Origin of the sequence: Chromobacterium sp. LK11, assembly GCF_001043705.1 — a bacterium.
Lineage (GTDB): Bacteria > Pseudomonadota > Gammaproteobacteria > Burkholderiales > Chromobacteriaceae > Chromobacterium > Chromobacterium alkanivorans.
In genome coordinates, this window is the sequence record NZ_LDUR01000009.1 from 340,947 (window position 1) to 356,681 (window position 15,735).

Consider the following 15,735-nt stretch of genomic DNA (forward strand, 5'->3'; position numbering starts at 1 on the left):
GTGGCGACCGGCCGGCGCGACCAGGGGTTTTCCCTGGTGGAGATGATGGTGGCGATGAGCCTGGGGCTGCTGGTGTTGGCGCTGGCCTTGCAAGGCGCGCTGACGATGCAGGGCAGCCTGCGAGCCGTCGAGCGCGCTTTGCGGCGGCATCAGGATGGGCAATTCGCGCTGGCGCAATTGGCGGAGAGCTGGCGCAGGCACGGGCGTTTCGCTTGCGCGCAGGCGGCGGGGTCGCCGGGACGCGGGTTCGACGCGCCGGAAGGCATGCGTTTTCGCTACGGCGTCGACGCGGCGACGGCGTCGGTGACGGAGGACGCGACGCGGACCACCTTGCGCTGGCAGGGCGGGGCGGATTGGGAAGAGGCTGCGCTGGCCAGTTGCGCCAGCCTGAGGCTGTTGAAGTCGGGCGAGCCGGGGCTGGAATGGCGGAGGGAGGGCGGCGCGCATGCGTTGGCCTGGGAGGGGGCGGCGGAAGCCGGGCCGCTGCGTGGCGCGGATCTCGCCTCCTTGGAAGTTTTGGCTATCGCCTCGCAGCGCTACGTCCTGCGCCGCGACGGCGACGGCAGCGCGCTGTGGCTGGAGGAAAGCCTGTCCGGGCGGACGGCGGAGCCGCCGCAATTGCTGGCGACGGCCGTGACGGCGCTGCGGCAGCGTTTTGGCGTTCGCAGCGCTTGCCGGCCGTTGACGCTGGTTTGGCGGGAACGCGCGGATCAGCTGAGCGCGGAGGATTGGAAGCGGTTGTCGCGGGTGGAGATGGCGCTTGAGATGCGGTCGGACGGCGGCAGGCAGGGATGGACCACGGTGGTGGCGTTGACGCCGGCGCTGCCGTGCGCGCTGGAGCCGGGCGGATGAGGCCCCGGCCGCGCGGCGCGGTGCTGTGGCTGATTCTGCCTCTGCTCAGCCTGCTGACGGTGCTGGCGCTGGGAACCGCGCGTTCGGTGGCGGCGGAGCAGCGCGCCACGCGGAATCTGGCGGAACAGCGGGCATTGGCTCTGGCGGCGTTGCAGGCCTTGCGGGCGGCGGAACGGCGGACCTTGGATTTGAATCTCCGTTTCGAGGACGGTCTGAGGGGCGAAAGCGGCGTTCCCTGGCGGGGCGACGGCCGCGGTCTGGGCTGGTTCATGCCGGATTGCCTGTCCAGCGTCGGCGGCGTGGGTTACGGCTTGTGCGCGACCGAGCCCGATTTATGGCGCCGCAGCGTGCTGATCAACGGGGCGCGGTGGCCGTTATTGCATCCTTGCGGGCCCAGCCGCCCGCTTGAGAGCGAGCCCGGCCGGCCGCCGGCGTCCTGCCTGCCGGCGCGGTCGCGCGCGGGACGGCGTTGGAGCCCGCCGCGCTATGTGCTGGAGTTGCTCAACCCGGCGTTTCGGTTCGCCGACGTCGACGGCCGCTTGTACCGGATCAGCGTGCGGGTCTGGGGCGAGAGCGAGCGCGACGCGTTGACCGTGCAGAGTTGGTTCTGGGCCGGCGCGGGCGCGCAGGCCGGCCGCGGCGGACGCTTGAACTGGCGGCGGCTGGAGGAGGCGGAATGAGGACGCCAGCGGGGCTGAGCTTGCTGGAGTTGCTGACGGCGATGGCGGTGACGGCCATTCTGGCCGCAATGGCCTGGCCGGCCTATCAGCAGCAGATATTGCGCGGGCAGTTGGCGGAGGCGCGCGCGGCGCTGTTGGAGAATCTCCATTTCGTCCAGCGCTGGCATTTGGAAAACCGCACGCGGTCCGCGACGTGGCCGCCGCTGCCGCGGCCCGGCACCCGCGATTTCGAGATCCGGCTGGGCAGCGTCAGCCTGGGTTCGGACAGCGCGGGGCAAGCCAGTTTCCGTTTACTGGCCAAGCCTAGGGTGGGGCACCGCTTGGCTGGGCGCTTGCAGTTGAGCCTGGATCAGGACGGCAATTTATCGCAGTGCGGGCCGGATGAGTCCGGCCCGCAATCTTGCGTGGCCTGGGGAGATTAAGTGCCATCGGCCGTTGCCGGCAGCTGGATCTTGCGGCAGCCTTGCGCCAGCACGCGGCCGCCGCGAGTGGTCAGGCGCGCCTGCTCGTCCAGCAGCGACCAGATCAGTTGTTGGCTGACGTAACGCTCGCCCTGGGCGACCTTGGCCGGCGTCAGCCGGTAGCGGTGATGGTTCCAGTTCAGCTGGATGGCGGTGCCGCTTTGCTGCTGCGGATACTCCACCACCACCATTTTGCTGCCGTTGCAGCGGTATTTGACGGTTTGCATGGCCGTGTCGGCGGAGGCCGACGCGGCGCAGGACGCGCTCAGCAGCGTTGCGCAGAGCAACGCTGGTTTCCATGCCTTCATGCTCCCTCCTTTTCCCTCCATGGGGCGACTTTCAGCAACAACGCCATGCCGGGCAACGCCAGCGCGGTGCATAACAGGAAAAAACTGGTCCAGCCTATGGCGTCGATGATGTAGCCGGTGGAGGCGTTGGCTAGGGTGCGCGGCACCGCCGCCAGGCTGGTGAACAAGGCGAACTGAGTGGCGGTGTAGGCCGGGTGGGTGCTCTTGGCGATGAAGGCGACGAAGGCGGCGGTGCCGAGACCGACGCCCAGCGCTTCGAAGCCGATGACCACGGCCAGCATGCTCAGCTCATGCGCGCCGATGGAGGCGAAGCGGCCGTAGCTGGCCAGCCAGGCGAAGCCCAGGATGGACAGCACCTGCACCACGCCGAAGGCCCACAGCGCGCGGTTGATGCCCAGCTTGATCATCCACAGGCCGCCGAGCAGGCCGCCTATCACCGCAGGCCACAGCGCCGCGTGCTTGGCCACCAGGCCGATCTGGGATTTGGCGTAGCCCATGTCCAGGTAGAACGGCGTGGCCAGCGAGGTGGCCATGCTGTCGCCCAGCTTGTACAGGAAGATGAAGCCCAGAATCCAGGCGGCGCCTTGCCAGCCCTGACGGGTGATGAACTCGTGGAAGGGCTCGACCACGGCTTCGCGCAGCGTCTTGGGCGCCTGGCCGGCGAGCTTGGGCTCGCTGACCTTCAGCGTCATCAGCAGGCCGGGGATCATGAACAGCGCGGTGATTAGGAAGACCCGGTCCCAGGGAATGTGGTCGGCCAGGATCAAGGACAGCGAGCCGGGCACCAGGCCGGCCAGCCGGTAGGCGTTGATGTGCACGGTATTGCCGAGGCCCAGTTCGTTGTCGCTGAGGATTTCGCGGCGATAGGCGTCCAGCACGATGTCCTGGCTGGCGGAGAAAAAGGCCACGCCCACCGCCAGCGCGGCGATGCTCCAGATGTGCTGGGCTGGGTTGAACAGGCCGAAGCCGGCCATGGTAACGATCAGCGCCAGCTGGGTCAGCAGCATCCAGCCGCGGCGGCGGCCCAGCAGCGGGGGCACGTAGCGGTCCATCAGCGGGGACCACAGGAATTTCCAGGTGTAGGGCAGGCCGATCAGCGCGAACAGGCCGATGGCCTTGAGGTCGACGCCTTCGCTGCGCAGCCAGGCGGGAAGCAGGTTGATCAGGGTGTACAGCGGAAGACCGGAGGCGAAGCCGGTGAAGACGCAGATCAGCATCGTGCGCGAGAAGACGTCGCGCCGCCAGTCTATGGTTGTGTTGCTCATGGGCAGGCCAGTTTCTACGGATCGCGCGGCGGGACCGGCCCGCCGCTTGTTGTTATTGGCGCGCCACCCGGTAGAAGGCCAGGCTGCCGCGCAGATTGGGCATGAAAGTCACCCGTTTGACCCCATTCATCACCACGCGTTCCACCACGCGCAGCCGATTCTTGGCGCACAGCGCTTCGAAGTCGCCGAGCATGCACCAGTGAATGTTGGGCGTATCGTACCATTGGTAGGGGATGGTGTCGGAAACCGGCATGTGGCCCTGCAGGATCTGCCAGCGGTTTTCCCAGTAGCCGAAGTTGGGAAAGGTGACGATGGCTTCGCGGCCGACGCGCAGCATTTCGTTGAGGATCTGCTCGGTCTCGCGCATTGCCTGTATGGTCTGCGACAGCACCACGTGGTCGAAGGCGTCGCCGTCGAATTCGGCCAGGCCGGTTTCCAGGTCGCCTTGCAGCGCGTTGACGCCGGAGGTCACGCATTTGACGACATTGCCGACGTCCAGGTCCACGCCGTAGCCGACCACCTGTTTGTTGCGGCCCAGCCAGGACAGCAGCGCGCCGTCGCCGCAGCCCAAGTCCAGCACCCGGCTGCCGGGCGCGATCCAGTCGGCGATCAGGCGCAGGTCGGCGCGCAGCGGCGCCGTGGTTTGCGGGGCGTTCATGCTTGCACCTCCCGCGCCACGCGGTCGAGGTAGGCGCGCATCAAATGGACATAGGGTTCGTCGGTCATCAGGAAGGCGTCGTGGCCGTGGACGGATTCGATCTCGGCGTAGGACACCGGCCGGTTGGCGGCCACCAGCGCCTTGACGGTTTCGCGCGAGCGCTCCGGCGAGAAGCGCCAATCGCTGGTGAAGCTGGCCACCAGGAATTGGGCGCTGGCCTTTTTCAGCGCGGCGACCAGGTCGCCGCCGAAGTCCTTGGCCGGATCGAAGTAGTCCAGCGCCTTGGTCATCAACAGATAGGTGTTGGCGTCGAAGGCGTCGGAGAATTTGTCGCCCTGATAGCGCAGATAGGACTCGATCTCGAACTCCACGTCGTAGCCGAAGCGGTATTCGCCGGAGCGCAGCATGCGGCCGAATTTCTCGCCCATGCCGTCGTCGGACAGATAGGTGATGTGGCCGAGCATGCGCGCCAGGCGCAGGCCGCGCCTGGGCAGCGCGTCGTGGGCGTAGAAGTCGCCGCCGTGGAATTCGGGATCGGTGATGATGGCCTGGCGCGCCACGTCGTTGAAGGCGATGTTCTGCGCCGACAGCTTGGGCGCGGACGCGATCACCAGCGCGTGGGCGATGCGTTCCGGGTAGTCGATGCTCCATTGCAAGGCCTGCATGCCGCCCAGGCTGCCGCCTATCACCGCCGCCCAGCGCTCAATGCCCAGCCGGTCCGCCAGTCGTGCTTGGCTGGTGACCCAGTCCGCGACGGTGACGACGGGAAAGTCGGAGCCCCAGGGCCGGCCGGTGGCAGGGTTGGGGCTGGAGGGGCCGGTGCTGCCGTGGCAGCCGCCCAGATTATTGACGCCGACCACGAAGAAGCGGCGGGTGTCTATGGGCTTGCCGGGCCCCACCATATTGTCCCACCAGCCGGCGGTCTTATCGTCCGCCTGGTGGCGACCGGCCACGTGGTGGTGGCCGGACAGGGCGTGACAGATCAGGATGGCGTTGCTTTTGGCGGCGTTGAGCTTGCCATAGGTCTCGAAGCGCAGCTGGTAGCCGGGCAGGACGGCGCCGCTGTTCAGCGGCAAGGGGGTATCGAACACGGCGGTCTGGGCCGCGACGATGCCGACGGAGTCGTGGGAGTCGGACATGATGACTTGAGTGCCTCTTTTGCTATTTTCGGCATGCGCGGCGCGGGCCGCGCGCATGCTGTCGCTCCGCCGGCGGCCGGTCGGTGCCGGCCATTCTCGCTTCGGAGCCTCCTGTAGGCTACAGCCAGGACTTTAGCATGTCTTGCGCCGGCGGCGACAGCGCGTCTTGCCAGCGGCGCCGGCGCGCCGGATAATCGGGCGACTTTTCTTCGCTGGCCCGCCATGTTCGGTCGTCTCTTCAAGTTCTTCGTACTGTGCGGCGTCTTGCTGATGCTGGCGCGCTGGCTGCTCAACCGCCGTCAGCGGCAGAGCCTGCACGAGCTGTTCAGCACGCTGGCGCTGGCGCTGCTGCTCAGCGCCGGGCTGTTTTCGCTGCTGTATCTCTTGGGCTGGCACCGCCTTTAATCGCTCTCGCCGCGTCCATTCTTGATCCCGCTCAGCGCCGCCGGGCGGTCCGCTTGCTAGACTGCCCGGCTTTGGGCTTTGTTTGGCGATGGATCTGACCCGGCATCTGCATACCTTTGGTTATTATCTGAAGCGCCGCTTTGGCCAGCCGGTGCACAAATTGTCGCTGGCCGGCGATTTCACCTGCCCCAACCGCGACGGCACGCTGGGACGCGGCGGCTGCACCTTTTGCAATGTGCGCAGCTTCGGCCGCGATCCGGCGGCCTTGTCGATCAGCGAGCAGCTGGCGCGGGAGAAGGCCAAGACCGACCGCGCGCGCCGTTATCTGGCTTATTTCCAGGCTTATACCAGCACCTACGCCGAAACCGAGCAGCTGCGCCGCTTGTACGACGAGGCGCTGGCCGGCGCCGACGTGGTGGGCCTGTGCGTCGGCACCCGGCCGGACTGCGTGCCGGATGCCGCGCTGGCCTTGCTGGCGGAATACCAGCAGCAAGGCGGCGAGGTGTGGCTGGAGCTGGGCCTGCAGACCGCGCACGACCAAACCCAGGCGTTGATCCGGCGCGGCCACGGCCTGGCCGAATATCGCGACGCGGTGCGGCGCGCCCACCGCCACGGTCTCAAGGTCTGCGCTCATCTGATCGCCGGGCTGCCCGGCGAGGACGCGGCCGCCGTCCACGCCTCGCTGGCCACGGTGCTGGACATCGGCGTGGAAGGGCTGAAGCTGCATCCGCTGATGGTGGTGCGAGGTTCGCGGATGGCGGCGCAATACCGGCGCGGCGAAGTGGCGCCGTGGAGCCTGGCCGACTATGCCGAGGTGGCGGCCAGCCTGATCCGCCATACCCCGCCGCAAGTGGTCTACCACCGGGTGTCGGCCACCGCGCAAGCGTCCACCCTGATCGCGCCGGACTGGTGCGGGCCGCGCTGGACCGCCTTGCAGGCGATAGGCCGGCTTCTGGCGCGCGACGGCGGCCAGGGCAGCGCCTTGGGACAGCCCTGGCGGGCGGACGCGGAGGAGCTTGCGTAAATTATCGGCGTGGTCGATTGTCAGATTCAGGAGCCGCTCCCGACTCATGGGGGTAGAGACCGGAGACATCGCCATGCTGATCAAGAAACCCGCCGACATCCCGCCGTCGGACATCACGCCGGAAGGCGCGTACCTGAACCGCCGCCACTTCATGTTGGGCAGCGCCGGCCTGCTGTTGTCGGCCGAGACGCTGGCGGCGCTGGCTGCCAAGAAAAGCCCGCTGTCGACGCTGGCCGGCAACGACAAGGCCAATAGCCTGAAAGAAATTGCCGGCTACAACAATTTCTATGAATTCGGCACTGACAAGTCCGACCCGGCGGCGAACGCCGGCAGCCTGAAGACTCGTCCCTGGAACGTGTTGGTGGACGGCGAAGTGGCCAAGCCGCGCAGTTTCGGCATCGAGCAGCTGCTGAAATTCCCGCTGGAGGAGCGCGTCTACCGGCTGCGCTGCGTCGAAGGCTGGAGCATGGTGATTCCTTGGGTGGGCTTTCCGCTGGCCAGCCTGCTCAAGCAGATGAACCCGACTTCGCGCGCCAAGTACGTGGCCTTCGAAACCCTGCAGCGGCCGGCGGAAATGCCCGGCCAGCGCGGCCGGGTGCTGGACTGGCCTTACCGCGAGGGCTTGCGCATCGACGAGGCGATGCACCCGCTGACCATTCTGGCCGTCGGCCTGTACAACGATGTGCTGCCCAATCAGAACGGCGCGCCCATCCGCCTGGTGGTGCCGTGGAAATACGGTTTCAAGAGCATCAAGTCCATCGTGCGCATCCATTTGCAGGAAACCATGCCGGCCACCAGCTGGAATCTGGCCAATGCGCGCGAGTACGGCTTCTATTCCAATGTGAACCCGGAAGTGGACCACCCGCGTTGGAGCCAGGCCAGCGAGCGCCGCATCGGCGAGTTCTTCAAGCGCAAGACGCTGATGTTCAACGGCTACGGCGATCAGGTGGCGGGCTTGTACCGCGGCCTGGATCTGCGCAAGAACTATTGATGGAGCGGGGATGACGACTTTGCGCCTGAAACCCGCTTCCGCCCGCCCAGCCGACCGCGCCTTGGCCTGGTTCAAATGCCTGCTGTTCGTGGTCTGTCTATTGCCGCTGGTGCGCGCCGCCTGGATTGTGCTGTCCGGAGAGGCGGTCAATCCGGTGGAGTTCATCACCCGCTCCACCGGCACCTGGACCTTGGTCTGGCTACTGACGACGCTGGCGATGACGCCCTTGAGGCGCTTGGGCGCCGGAGGCTGGCCGTTGAAGTGCCGACGCATGCTGGGCCTGTTCGCCTTTTTCTATCTGAGCCTGCATTTCCTGACTTATCTGTGGCTGGACCAGTTTTTCGATTGGGCCGGCATCGTCAGGGACATCTATAAACGGCCCTTCGTCACCGTAGGCTTCGCCGCGCTGTTGCTGTTGACGCCGCTGGCGCTGACGTCCACCCAGGGCTGGATGCGCCGGCTCAAGCGCAACTGGGGTCGGCTGCACCGGCTGGTGTATCCGGCGGCGCTGCTGGCGGTGATCCATTACTGGTGGCTGGTGAAGAAAGACCTGAGCCAGCCGCTGATTTACGCGGCGGTGCTGGCCTTGCTGCTCGGATTGCGGCTGTGGTGGCGATTCAGCCGGGCGGCGGCGGATAGGCCCGGCTGAAGTGTTCTACTGTCGGAAAAGGCTGATAGAAGTGATGTAGGCTTTGCTTCCATTCAAGATAGTCGGCGGATTGGCGGAAGCCCTGCTCATGAGCTTCCACGCTAGTCCAGCGAACCAGCAGCAGGTATTTGTCATCGTGTTCCAGGCATCGTTGCAATTCATGGCCCAGATAGCCTGGAGCGGCTGCGATGAGCTTTGAGGCGTGGACAAAAGCTGCTTCGAACTCTGGCCCGAGGCCTGGCTTGATGTGCAGCAAGGCAGCTTCCAATATCACGGCACGGTTCCCTGAGTGGAATAGGTACGAATAGTGTCCGGGTTTGCCTGATGGCGCGCAAGCTTCTACAGTGGCGTTTTGTTTTTTAGGCTGTGAAGATCATGTCCAAGGAAAAGGCCCCGGTCACCCAGGCGATCCGGGTATTGCGCGAGCATCAGGTCAGCTATAGCGAGCACTTGTACAAGTACGAGGAAAAAGGCGGCACCACGGTGTCGGCGCGCGAACTGGGCGTGGACGAGCACGCCGTGATCAAGACCTTGATCATGGAGGACGAGAACAAGCGGCCCTTGATCGTGCTGATGCACGGCGACCGCGAGGTGGGCACCGGCATGCTGGCCAAGCAGATCGGCGTCAAGAAAGTCCATCCCTGCGACCCCAAGACCGCGGACAAGCACAGCGGCTACCAGGTGGGCGGCACCAGCCCGTTCGGCACCCGCCATGCGATGCCGGTGTATATGGAGGCCAGCATCGTCGAGCTGGAGCGCATCTATATCAACGGCGGCAAGCGCGGCTTTCTGATCGGGGTCGACCCCAAGGAGGCGCAGCGGGTGCTGAAGCCGGTTCTGGTCAGCGCCGCGGCTTGAGTTCGGGAAAGTTGCGCTGGTAGATGGCTTGCAGGCTGCCGTCGGCCTGCATCGCCAGCAAGGCCTGGTCGATGGTGAGCCGCAGCTTGGCGATGTTTGGGTAGCTGCGCGAATACATCAGCGATAGCGAGGTGGCCTTGTCCAGCGGCGTGGGAATGTAGGCGAAGTCGCGTTCTTGGCCGGCGGCCTGGGTGCGGATCAGGAACAGGCCGCGCTCCAGCGTCAGCGGCGCCAGATCGAGATGGCCGGCGCGCAGCAACTTGATCGCGCTTTCCTCGTCATTGGTGTTCAGCGTGTTCAAGCGGTACTGCTGGAACAAAGGTTGGTACCAATAGCCTAGTTGCACGCCGATGCGGTAGGCGCGCAAGTCGGCCAGACTGCGAAAAGCGCCGGGAGGATGGGCGAGTCGCGGCTTGTAATAGAAGAAGTAGCTGCTGCTGTGGATCAGTGGTGGGGAAAAATCAAAGTCGCGCAGCCGTTCCGGCGTCGGCCGGTAGGGAAAGGCCGCCGCGGCGCGGCCGGCCTTGATGGCGGCCTCGGCGCGAGGCCAGCTCATATAGTGAAAACGCGCCGTGTAGCCGGCGCGCCGGCAGGCCTGGCGCACCATGTCGGCGAAGACGCCGTCGGCGGTGAAACTTCGCGACACATAGGGCGGCCACTCGCCGGTGGCGAAGTCTATCGCCGGCGTCTCGGCGCGCGCGGGCGCGGCCAGGCAGTAGAGGACAAGCAGCAGCGAACGCCACATGGCGCGACTCCAGGATCAGGGTGGGAGCATGTTTTGTTATCGCACAGCGCCCACCCCGCCGCCAGCCGGGCGGCTACCACCACCAGAACATGAAGCCCCAGGCGGCGTCCACCAGGGCCAGCGCCGCCAGCAAGGGAATCAGGGCCAGCGCCTGGCGCCAGCCGGAGCACCAGCGCGCCAGGATGGCGCGTCCCAGCCACAGCGACCACAGATTGGCGCCGGCCAGCAAGGCCAGCCGCGCGTCGTTGGCCCAGAACATCGGCACCCCTTCCGCCTTCAGCAGGGTTACCGTCAGCGCCGACAGGCCGAGGAACACGCCGCAGCCGGCTAGCGGGATCAGACCCTGGGCCAGGTGGTGCAGGCGCTGCAGCCGCCAGGGGCCGGCGATGCGCACGCCGGCGGCCAGGCAGAGCAACAGACCGCTGCCCAGCGCCAGCGCGGTGGCCAGCACGTAGCTGATCAGCGCCGCGCCGTCCAGCCAGGAGAACACGTCGTTGTGTTGCGGGTAATGGGTCAGCAGCCACCACGGCGCCTCGGTGTCCAGCGGCCACAGGATGTCGCGGTCCACCAGCCATTCCGCCGCCGCCTGTTTCATGGCCACGAACCAGGGGCTCATGGTCCAGTGGAAGGCGCCCATCGCCACGCCCAAGAGGCCGTAGACGATCAGCGCGGTCTGCCAGCCGTCGGCCTCCTTGGCGGCCACCTTGACCACTTCCTCGGTGGGCGAGCGCAGGCTCAGCTCGATGGCGTCGCGATGGCCGCTGCAGCGGCCGCACATATGGCAGCCGCTGCCGCCTTGCATATGGCGCAGCGGTTGCAGCGGCGCGCAGTCCACCGTTTGAATCGGGAAGGTCTTGTCCTGAGACGCCTTCCAGGCGGCTTCGTCCACCCGGTAGTGCATGGGCGCCAGCTTGGACAGCAGGCCGAACACGCCGTTGACCGGACACAGGTGGCGGCACCAGGCGCGCTTGCCGCGGGTGTAGATGAAGCCGACGATCACCGCGGCCACGGTGGAGCCGCCCAGCACCAGCAGCGCGGCCTTAGGGTATTGGTAAACGCTGACCAGCTGGCCGTAGATGGTGGTCAGCGCGAAGGCGACGAAGGGCCAGCCGCCCCAGCGCATCCAGCGCGGGATCGGTCGGCCCAGTCCTTTCTTGGCCGCCCATTCCGACAGCGCGCCTTCCGGACACAGCACGCCGCACCACAGCCGGCCGAACAACACCATGGACAGCAGCACGAAGGGCCACCAAATGCCCCAGAACACGAACTGGGCGAAGATGGTCAGATTGTTCCAGATCCGGGCGGTATCCCCAGGCAGATCCAGGCAGGCCGGCACGATCAGCAAGGCGGCGTAGACCAGCACCACTCCCCATTGCAGTGCGCGCAGCAGGCCGGCGTGATCCCGCAGCCACAAGCCGACGGCGGCCATGAAACCCTGGGCCGTCGGCTGGCGACAGGAGCCGCCGGCGCGCGCGGCGACGTCGGCGGAGTGGGGAAGCGGCGGACGGGCGGATTTCATGCGGCCAGCGTCTGCTTGCGGTTGCGCCACTGGAACAGCGCCCAGATCGTCGCCCAGAACAGCGCGTAGGCGAGCAGGCTCATCAAGGCGGGGTGGGCGCGATAGCCGGTGAGCGAGGCGATGACGCCGCCGGCCGGGCTCATGTCGTCAAGCAGCGCGGAGCTGTCCCACAGCGGGTCGACCAGCGCCGGCAGGATGTCCATGGAAATCAGTTTTTCCACGCCGCTGAGGAAGAGCGAGGCGCCGAGTAGCAGCAGCATGATTTCCGTGATGCGGAAGAACAGCCGCCAGGACAGGTATTTGCCGCCCAGCTGCAATAGGTAGAAGGTCAGGAAAGCCAGGCCCAGGCCGATCACGGCGGCGAAGCTCATGCTGGCCAGCGTGGAGCCGTCGGCCTCGGCCAGCATGCCGTAGAGAAAGACCACGGTTTCGCTGCCTTCGCGGGCGATGGCGATGGCGGCCAGCAAGGTGACGCCCCACCAGTTGGCGCTGCTGGCGTTTTCGCGCAGGCCGGCCTCCAGCTCTTTCTTCAGCGTGCGGCCATGCTCGCGCATCCACAGCACCATGTGCACGATCAGCGCGGCGGCGGTGAACACCATCACCGTCTGGAAGATGTCCTGCGCGCCGGCCATCAGGCTGCTGGCGGCGAACAGAGCCACCGCCAGGCCGACGGCGGCGAGCAGGCCCAGCGCCACGCCGGCCCACAGATAGCGTTTGCCGGCGGCGCCGGCCGGGTTCTGGTTCATCCAGGCGTTGAGAATGCCGACGACCAGCAAGGCCTCGACGCTTTCGCGCCAGACGATGAAAAGGACTTGTCCCATGTATATGCTCCTGCTTACGGCGGTAAACGGCTGGGAGGCGGTCAAGCGTCTCCGGCAGCGCGGCGTTTACTTGGCGACGATGACGCCCTGGCCGGTCTTCATGTGAAATTCGTCAAAAAACTTGTATTCGCCGGGGGCCAGCGGTTGGAACACCAGGAAGGATTCCGCGCCGGGGCCGAGCACCTTTTCCTTGCGCAGCGGCGTGCTTTCGAATTCCGCCGGGGTCTTGCCGGCGTTGATCACTTCTACCTTGAATTTCTTGCCGGCCGGCACCACCAGGCGGGCGGGAGTGAACACGCCGTCCTTCATCACCAGCTTGAACACCGGCATCTCGTCGGCGAGGACGGACATCGACACTAGGCAGGCCGCGATGGCGGCCAGGAGCATGCGCGCGAACTTCATCGGAAAGGGTCTCCGGATTGAAAACAGCGCAGGCGAGGGCATGCGCTGTCTTATTTTAACGCATGAGAATGACTGACGTTTACATTCTCATTCGCATTAATCCTATTTTTGCAAGAACAACGGGATTAATAGCCGCCTTTTTTGCCGATGCCGGCATAAGTGAACTCATAGTTCAGTTCGAAGGGCTTGAACCACGGGCCCACGCCGGTTTCCTTGTCGATGTGGCGGCCGAAGTGGGCGTGCTGGTTGGCCGACGGCGGCATGATGGTGTATTTCAGCTTGTATTTGCCCGGGCCTTGCAGCTTGATGTTGTCGCCGTAGTGCGGGCCGTCGTTGGCCACCATCGGCATCAGGTCGCCTTTGAGCACTTCTTTGCCGCCCACCTTGCTCAGTTCGTACTTGACCACCAGGTAAGGCATCCACGCGCCTTCTTCGAAGCCGTTCGGGTTGTTCTTGGTGGCGTGGATGTCGGCTTCCAGATGGATGTCGGATGCCTCGGCCTTGCGCATCATGCCTTCCGGTTCCATCTTGGTCGGCTGCAGGTAGACCGCGCCGATCTCCATGCCGTTTTTCAGCGCGGGCTTGCCGATCGGGTATTCCTTGGCCATGGCGGCTGCCGAGGCGGTCAGTGCTGCGGTGGCGATAGCCAGTTGGACAAAGCGACGCATAGTGTTTCCTTTTGGTTTCAATTGAATAGGGCACTGCTCTGGCCCGAGCGGGCCGCTTGGCGACGCAGGAGGTCGACCGGGCGGATAAGCGCTTTATTGTAGTAAGGCATTGGCTTGCCTAAAAATACTAATGCTAATCATTATCGTTTTCAAACGAAAATGTGTTCTCGAATGTAACAGATGCGACGCCGCGCGGCGCTGGCCATAGGAATGGCACGCGCCGCGCCGCGGCTCAGTCTTGCGTCGCCAGTCGGCTGAGTTGTCCCAGGCTTTCGTCCAGGATCAGCAGTTGCAGCATCTGCTCGGCCAGATGCTCGGCGCCGTCGCGGTAGGCGGCGGCGAAGGCGTCCACCGCGGCGGCGTCGAGCTGGCCGCGGCTGAGCCGGGCCAGGCGCTCGCCCAGGCCGTCCATGCGCGGGGCCAGGCTGGTTTTCAGCCAGCCGGACAGCGGCGGATTGAAGCCGCGCTTCTTGCGCGAGAAAAAGTCCGCCGGCAGCGCCGGGTGGACGGCGCGGCGGAAGATCAGCTTGGCCGGCTGGGTGAAGCGCTGCTTGCCGTCCACCGCCAGCAAGGTCTGGTAGAAGCGGTGGTCCACCAGCGGAGCCCGGCCTTCCAGGCCGTGGGCCATGGTGCACAAGTCCGATTTTTGCAGGATGTAGTCCGGCAGGTAGTTGGCGAAGTCTATGGCCAGCAAATGATGCAGGCCGGCCGGCGCATTGGCCGGCGGCGGGCCGATGTCGTCGGGCGCGCGCCAGTGGCACAGCCGCGTCAGCGGTCGGTTGCCTTGCAGGAACAGGCGCTGGCCGGGGGTGAAGCCGGAAAAGCGCAGCGAATAGGCGTCCTGCCAGCTCATCGCCAGCTCGGTGGCGAGCTTGCCGGCGCCCTTGCCGTCCAGCGAGGGCTTGATCGCCAGCGGCAGCTTGAGCAGGCTGCGCCAGCGAGTGCGCAGATGCTTGTTGACGCGTTTGTAGCCGGCCAGCAGCTCATCGCCGCCGTCGCCCAGCAGCACCACCTTGACGTGGCGGCTGACCTCGCGCGCCAGATACCAGGTGGGGAAGCTGGACGGATCGGCGAAGGGCTGGTCGAGGTCGGCGACGATGCGTTCGAAATCGGCGGCCAGGTTCTCCGGCATCTGCACCGCCAGATTGGCCAGGCCCATCCGCTGGGCGGAGTCGGCGGCGTCGGCGGCCTCGTCCAGCTTGGAGCCGGGGAAGGCGGCGGTGAAGCTGCTGAACTGCGTCAGCCGCTGCAAGGCCAGCCGGCTGGCGATCACGGTGGAGTCGATGCCGCCGGACAGCAGCACGCCCAGCGGGCGGTCGGCGACGGTGCGCATCGCCACTGCGCGGTCCAGTTCTTGCAGCCAGTCGCCGTCGTCCTTGGCCGGCTGCCAGTAGCGCAGCTTGCGCAGCGAGCGGGTGTCCAGATCGAACTCCAGCCGGTGGCCGTTTTCCAGGCGCTGGATGTGGCTGAACAGGGTGGCGGGCGCCGGGATGTAGCGGTGGGCAAGGTAGGCGTCGATGGCGTCGGCGGAGAAGTCGCGTTGCCGCGGCGGAAGGAAGGGCAGCACCGAGCGCACCAGCGAGCCGAAGGCGAAGTCGCCGTCCAGCAGCGAATAGACCAGCGGCTTTTCGCCCATGCGGTCGCGCGCCAAGTGAACCTTGCGCTGCTTCAAGTCCAGGATGGCGAAGGCGAACATGCCGCGCAGCCGCTGCAGCAGGGTTTCGATGCCCCAGGCCTGGTAGCCGCGCAGGATGAACTCGGTGTCGGAGTGCGTGGCGAAGCGGGCGCCGCCGGCTTCCAGTTCGGCCTTGTCGGCGTCCCAGTCGTAGACCTCGCCGTTGTAGCAGATCCAGATCTGGCCGTCGTCGCTGGCCATCGGTTGGTTGGCGATGGGCCGCGGGTCGATGATGGACAACCGAGCGTGCAGCAGCGCGTTGTGGATGTCGCCGTCCTGAGCCGGCTGCCAGTCCGCGTTCAGCAATAATTGATTGGCCGCGTCAGGTCCGCGCCGGCCAAGCTCCGTCAGCATGGCCTGGGCGGTGGCCGCCGCGGCGGGGCGTTGCGAGAAGAAACCGGCGATTCCACACATGATTTTCTGTCCGAATGGGCAACGCGCCCGGCAAGCCGCCGAGCGCAGAGCGCTCAGAACCTGTTTACGATCTGCTGCGCGTCGGCGATACGGCGTTGAAAACCCCTTCGAAATGCTCATGTACCACGTGTACATTGCGCTTTCTCAGCCGTTTTCGCCTTGTCTCGCTGTAGCTCGCGAGATCGTAAACACGTTCTCAGA

General features: G+C 65.9%; 19 protein-coding genes. 8 read left to right on the forward strand and 11 right to left on the reverse strand.

Features of this window, described 5'->3' with window-relative positions:
• Genes VK98_RS06205 through VK98_RS06215 form a run of 3 tightly spaced genes read left to right on the forward strand, consistent with a single transcriptional unit; the run spans nucleotide 1 to nucleotide 1,954 of the window.
• Complete coding sequence (locus VK98_RS06205; RefSeq protein ID WP_082158786.1) at nucleotides 1–852, forward strand: PilW family protein; 852 nt, start codon at nucleotides 1–3, stop codon at nucleotides 850–852.
• Nucleotides 849–1,532, forward strand: a complete 684-nt coding sequence (locus VK98_RS06210; RefSeq protein WP_048413178.1) for a hypothetical protein — start codon at nucleotides 849–851, stop codon at nucleotides 1,530–1,532. The genes VK98_RS06205 and VK98_RS06210 overlap by 4 nt, the downstream gene beginning before the upstream one ends.
• Complete coding sequence (locus tag VK98_RS06215) at nucleotides 1,529–1,954, forward strand: type IV pilin protein (protein ID WP_048413179.1); 426 nt, start codon at nucleotides 1,529–1,531, stop codon at nucleotides 1,952–1,954. The genes VK98_RS06210 and VK98_RS06215 overlap by 4 nt, the downstream gene beginning before the upstream one ends.
• Here VK98_RS06215 and VK98_RS06220 read toward each other — a convergent pair.
• From VK98_RS06220 to VK98_RS06235, 4 genes are read right to left on the reverse strand one after another with little or no spacing between them, the layout of a single operon-like run.
• Nucleotides 1,951–2,301, reverse strand: a complete 351-nt coding sequence (locus VK98_RS06220; RefSeq protein ID WP_197082978.1) for an MliC family protein — start codon at nucleotides 2,299–2,301, stop codon at nucleotides 1,951–1,953. The two genes, VK98_RS06215 and VK98_RS06220, sit on opposite strands and share 4 nt — an antisense overlap.
• Nucleotides 2,298–3,566: an AmpG family muropeptide MFS transporter gene (locus VK98_RS06225; RefSeq protein WP_048413181.1), complete on the reverse strand. Its 1,269-nt coding sequence runs from the start codon at nucleotides 3,564–3,566 to the stop codon at nucleotides 2,298–2,300. Before VK98_RS06225 ends, VK98_RS06220 begins: the two co-directional genes overlap by 4 nt.
• 52 nt (nucleotides 3,567–3,618) lie before the next feature.
• The gene (metW, locus tag VK98_RS06230; RefSeq protein ID WP_048413182.1) at nucleotides 3,619–4,224 is read right to left on the reverse strand and encodes a methionine biosynthesis protein MetW; all 606 of its coding nucleotides are present in this window, start codon (nucleotides 4,222–4,224) and stop codon (nucleotides 3,619–3,621) included.
• The gene (locus VK98_RS06235; protein WP_048413239.1) at nucleotides 4,221–5,363 is read right to left on the reverse strand and encodes a homoserine O-acetyltransferase; all 1,143 of its coding nucleotides are present in this window, start codon (nucleotides 5,361–5,363) and stop codon (nucleotides 4,221–4,223) included. Before VK98_RS06235 ends, metW begins: the two co-directional genes overlap by 4 nt.
• Nucleotides 5,364–5,585: 222 nt before the next feature.
• Between VK98_RS06235 and VK98_RS06240 the strand changes: the two genes are divergently transcribed.
• The 4 genes from VK98_RS06240 to msrQ all read left to right on the forward strand — a co-directional run bounded on the left by VK98_RS06240 (nucleotide 5,586) and on the right by msrQ (nucleotide 8,432).
• On the forward strand, nucleotides 5,586–5,768 hold the full coding sequence (locus VK98_RS06240) for a hypothetical protein (RefSeq protein WP_048413183.1): 183 nt from the start codon (nucleotides 5,586–5,588) through the stop codon (nucleotides 5,766–5,768).
• Nucleotides 5,769–5,856: 88 nt separating this feature from the next.
• Complete coding sequence (locus VK98_RS06245) at nucleotides 5,857–6,792, forward strand: TIGR01212 family radical SAM protein (RefSeq protein ID WP_048413184.1); 936 nt, start codon at nucleotides 5,857–5,859, stop codon at nucleotides 6,790–6,792.
• A gap of 73 nt (nucleotides 6,793–6,865) precedes the next feature.
• Complete coding sequence (gene msrP / locus VK98_RS06250; protein ID WP_048413185.1) at nucleotides 6,866–7,783, forward strand: protein-methionine-sulfoxide reductase catalytic subunit MsrP; 918 nt, start codon at nucleotides 6,866–6,868, stop codon at nucleotides 7,781–7,783.
• Nucleotides 7,784–7,793: 10 nt separating this feature from the next.
• The gene (gene msrQ, locus VK98_RS06255; RefSeq protein ID WP_048413186.1) at nucleotides 7,794–8,432 is read left to right on the forward strand and encodes a protein-methionine-sulfoxide reductase heme-binding subunit MsrQ; all 639 of its coding nucleotides are present in this window, start codon (nucleotides 7,794–7,796) and stop codon (nucleotides 8,430–8,432) included.
• Here msrQ and VK98_RS23235 read toward each other — a convergent pair.
• Nucleotides 8,401–8,688 carry an antibiotic biosynthesis monooxygenase gene (locus VK98_RS23235; RefSeq protein WP_197082979.1) on the reverse strand — a complete coding sequence of 96 codons (288 nt, stop codon included), beginning with the start codon at nucleotides 8,686–8,688 and terminating at the stop codon, nucleotides 8,401–8,403. The two genes, msrQ and VK98_RS23235, sit on opposite strands and share 32 nt — an antisense overlap.
• A gap of 119 nt (nucleotides 8,689–8,807) precedes the next feature.
• Between VK98_RS23235 and ybaK the strand changes: the two genes are divergently transcribed.
• Nucleotides 8,808–9,290 carry a Cys-tRNA(Pro) deacylase gene (gene ybaK / locus VK98_RS06260; RefSeq protein WP_048413240.1) on the forward strand — a complete coding sequence of 161 codons (483 nt, stop codon included), beginning with the start codon at nucleotides 8,808–8,810 and terminating at the stop codon, nucleotides 9,288–9,290.
• Here the strand turns inward: ybaK and VK98_RS06265 are convergent.
• From VK98_RS06265 to asnB, 6 genes are all read right to left on the reverse strand, one after another.
• Complete coding sequence (locus VK98_RS06265; protein ID WP_048413187.1) at nucleotides 9,274–10,035, reverse strand: ABC transporter substrate-binding protein; 762 nt, start codon at nucleotides 10,033–10,035, stop codon at nucleotides 9,274–9,276. The genes ybaK and VK98_RS06265 overlap by 17 nt on opposite strands.
• Nucleotides 10,036–10,108: 73 nt before the next feature.
• Nucleotides 10,109–11,554, reverse strand: coding sequence for a 4Fe-4S binding protein (locus tag VK98_RS06270; RefSeq protein ID WP_082158789.1), 1,446 nt, complete (start codon nucleotides 11,552–11,554; stop codon nucleotides 10,109–10,111).
• Nucleotides 11,551–12,375 carry an FTR1 family protein gene (locus VK98_RS06275; protein ID WP_048413188.1) on the reverse strand — a complete coding sequence of 275 codons (825 nt, stop codon included), beginning with the start codon at nucleotides 12,373–12,375 and terminating at the stop codon, nucleotides 11,551–11,553. Before VK98_RS06275 ends, VK98_RS06270 begins: the two co-directional genes overlap by 4 nt.
• Nucleotides 12,376–12,441: 66 nt before the next feature.
• Nucleotides 12,442–12,777, reverse strand: a complete 336-nt coding sequence (locus VK98_RS06280) for a cupredoxin domain-containing protein (protein ID WP_048413189.1) — start codon at nucleotides 12,775–12,777, stop codon at nucleotides 12,442–12,444.
• A gap of 125 nt (nucleotides 12,778–12,902) precedes the next feature.
• Complete coding sequence (locus VK98_RS06285) at nucleotides 12,903–13,445, reverse strand: iron transporter (protein ID WP_048413190.1); 543 nt, start codon at nucleotides 13,443–13,445, stop codon at nucleotides 12,903–12,905.
• Nucleotides 13,446–13,677: 232 nt separating this feature from the next.
• Nucleotides 13,678–15,534, reverse strand: a complete 1,857-nt coding sequence (asnB, locus tag VK98_RS06290) for an asparagine synthase (glutamine-hydrolyzing) (protein WP_048413191.1) — start codon at nucleotides 15,532–15,534, stop codon at nucleotides 13,678–13,680.
• Between the last annotated feature and the right edge of the window lie 201 nt (nucleotides 15,535–15,735).

Bases quoted from the DNA above. Each gene is read 5' to 3' on its own strand.
- VK98_RS06210 (WP_048413178.1), top strand. From the start codon at position 849: ATGAGGCCCCGGCCGCGCGGCGCGGTGCTGTGGCTGATTCTGCCTCTG.
- VK98_RS06215 (WP_048413179.1), top strand. From the start codon at position 1,529: ATGAGGACGCCAGCGGGGCTGAGCTTGCTGGAGTTGCTGACGGCGATG.
- VK98_RS06220 (WP_197082978.1), bottom strand. From the start codon at position 2,301: ATGAAGGCATGGAAACCAGCGTTGCTCTGCGCAACGCTGCTGAGCGCG.
- VK98_RS06225 (WP_048413181.1), bottom strand. From the start codon at position 3,566: ATGAGCAACACAACCATAGACTGGCGGCGCGACGTCTTCTCGCGCACG.
- metW (WP_048413182.1), bottom strand. From the start codon at position 4,224: ATGAACGCCCCGCAAACCACGGCGCCGCTGCGCGCCGACCTGCGCCTG.
- VK98_RS06235 (WP_048413239.1), bottom strand. From the start codon at position 5,363: ATGTCCGACTCCCACGACTCCGTCGGCATCGTCGCGGCCCAGACCGCC.
- VK98_RS06240 (WP_048413183.1), top strand. From the start codon at position 5,586: ATGTTCGGTCGTCTCTTCAAGTTCTTCGTACTGTGCGGCGTCTTGCTG.
- VK98_RS06245 (WP_048413184.1), top strand. From the start codon at position 5,857: ATGGATCTGACCCGGCATCTGCATACCTTTGGTTATTATCTGAAGCGC.
- msrP (WP_048413185.1), top strand. From the start codon at position 6,866: ATGCTGATCAAGAAACCCGCCGACATCCCGCCGTCGGACATCACGCCG.
- msrQ (WP_048413186.1), top strand. From the start codon at position 7,794: ATGACGACTTTGCGCCTGAAACCCGCTTCCGCCCGCCCAGCCGACCGC.
- ybaK (WP_048413240.1), top strand. From the start codon at position 8,808: ATGTCCAAGGAAAAGGCCCCGGTCACCCAGGCGATCCGGGTATTGCGC.
- VK98_RS06265 (WP_048413187.1), bottom strand. From the start codon at position 10,035: ATGTGGCGTTCGCTGCTGCTTGTCCTCTACTGCCTGGCCGCGCCCGCG.
- VK98_RS06270 (WP_082158789.1), bottom strand. From the start codon at position 11,554: ATGAAATCCGCCCGTCCGCCGCTTCCCCACTCCGCCGACGTCGCCGCG.
- VK98_RS06275 (WP_048413188.1), bottom strand. From the start codon at position 12,375: ATGGGACAAGTCCTTTTCATCGTCTGGCGCGAAAGCGTCGAGGCCTTG.
- VK98_RS06280 (WP_048413189.1), bottom strand. From the start codon at position 12,777: ATGAAGTTCGCGCGCATGCTCCTGGCCGCCATCGCGGCCTGCCTAGTG.
- VK98_RS06285 (WP_048413190.1), bottom strand. From the start codon at position 13,445: ATGCGTCGCTTTGTCCAACTGGCTATCGCCACCGCAGCACTGACCGCC.
- asnB (WP_048413191.1), bottom strand. From the start codon at position 15,534: ATGTGTGGAATCGCCGGTTTCTTCTCGCAACGCCCCGCCGCGGCGGCC.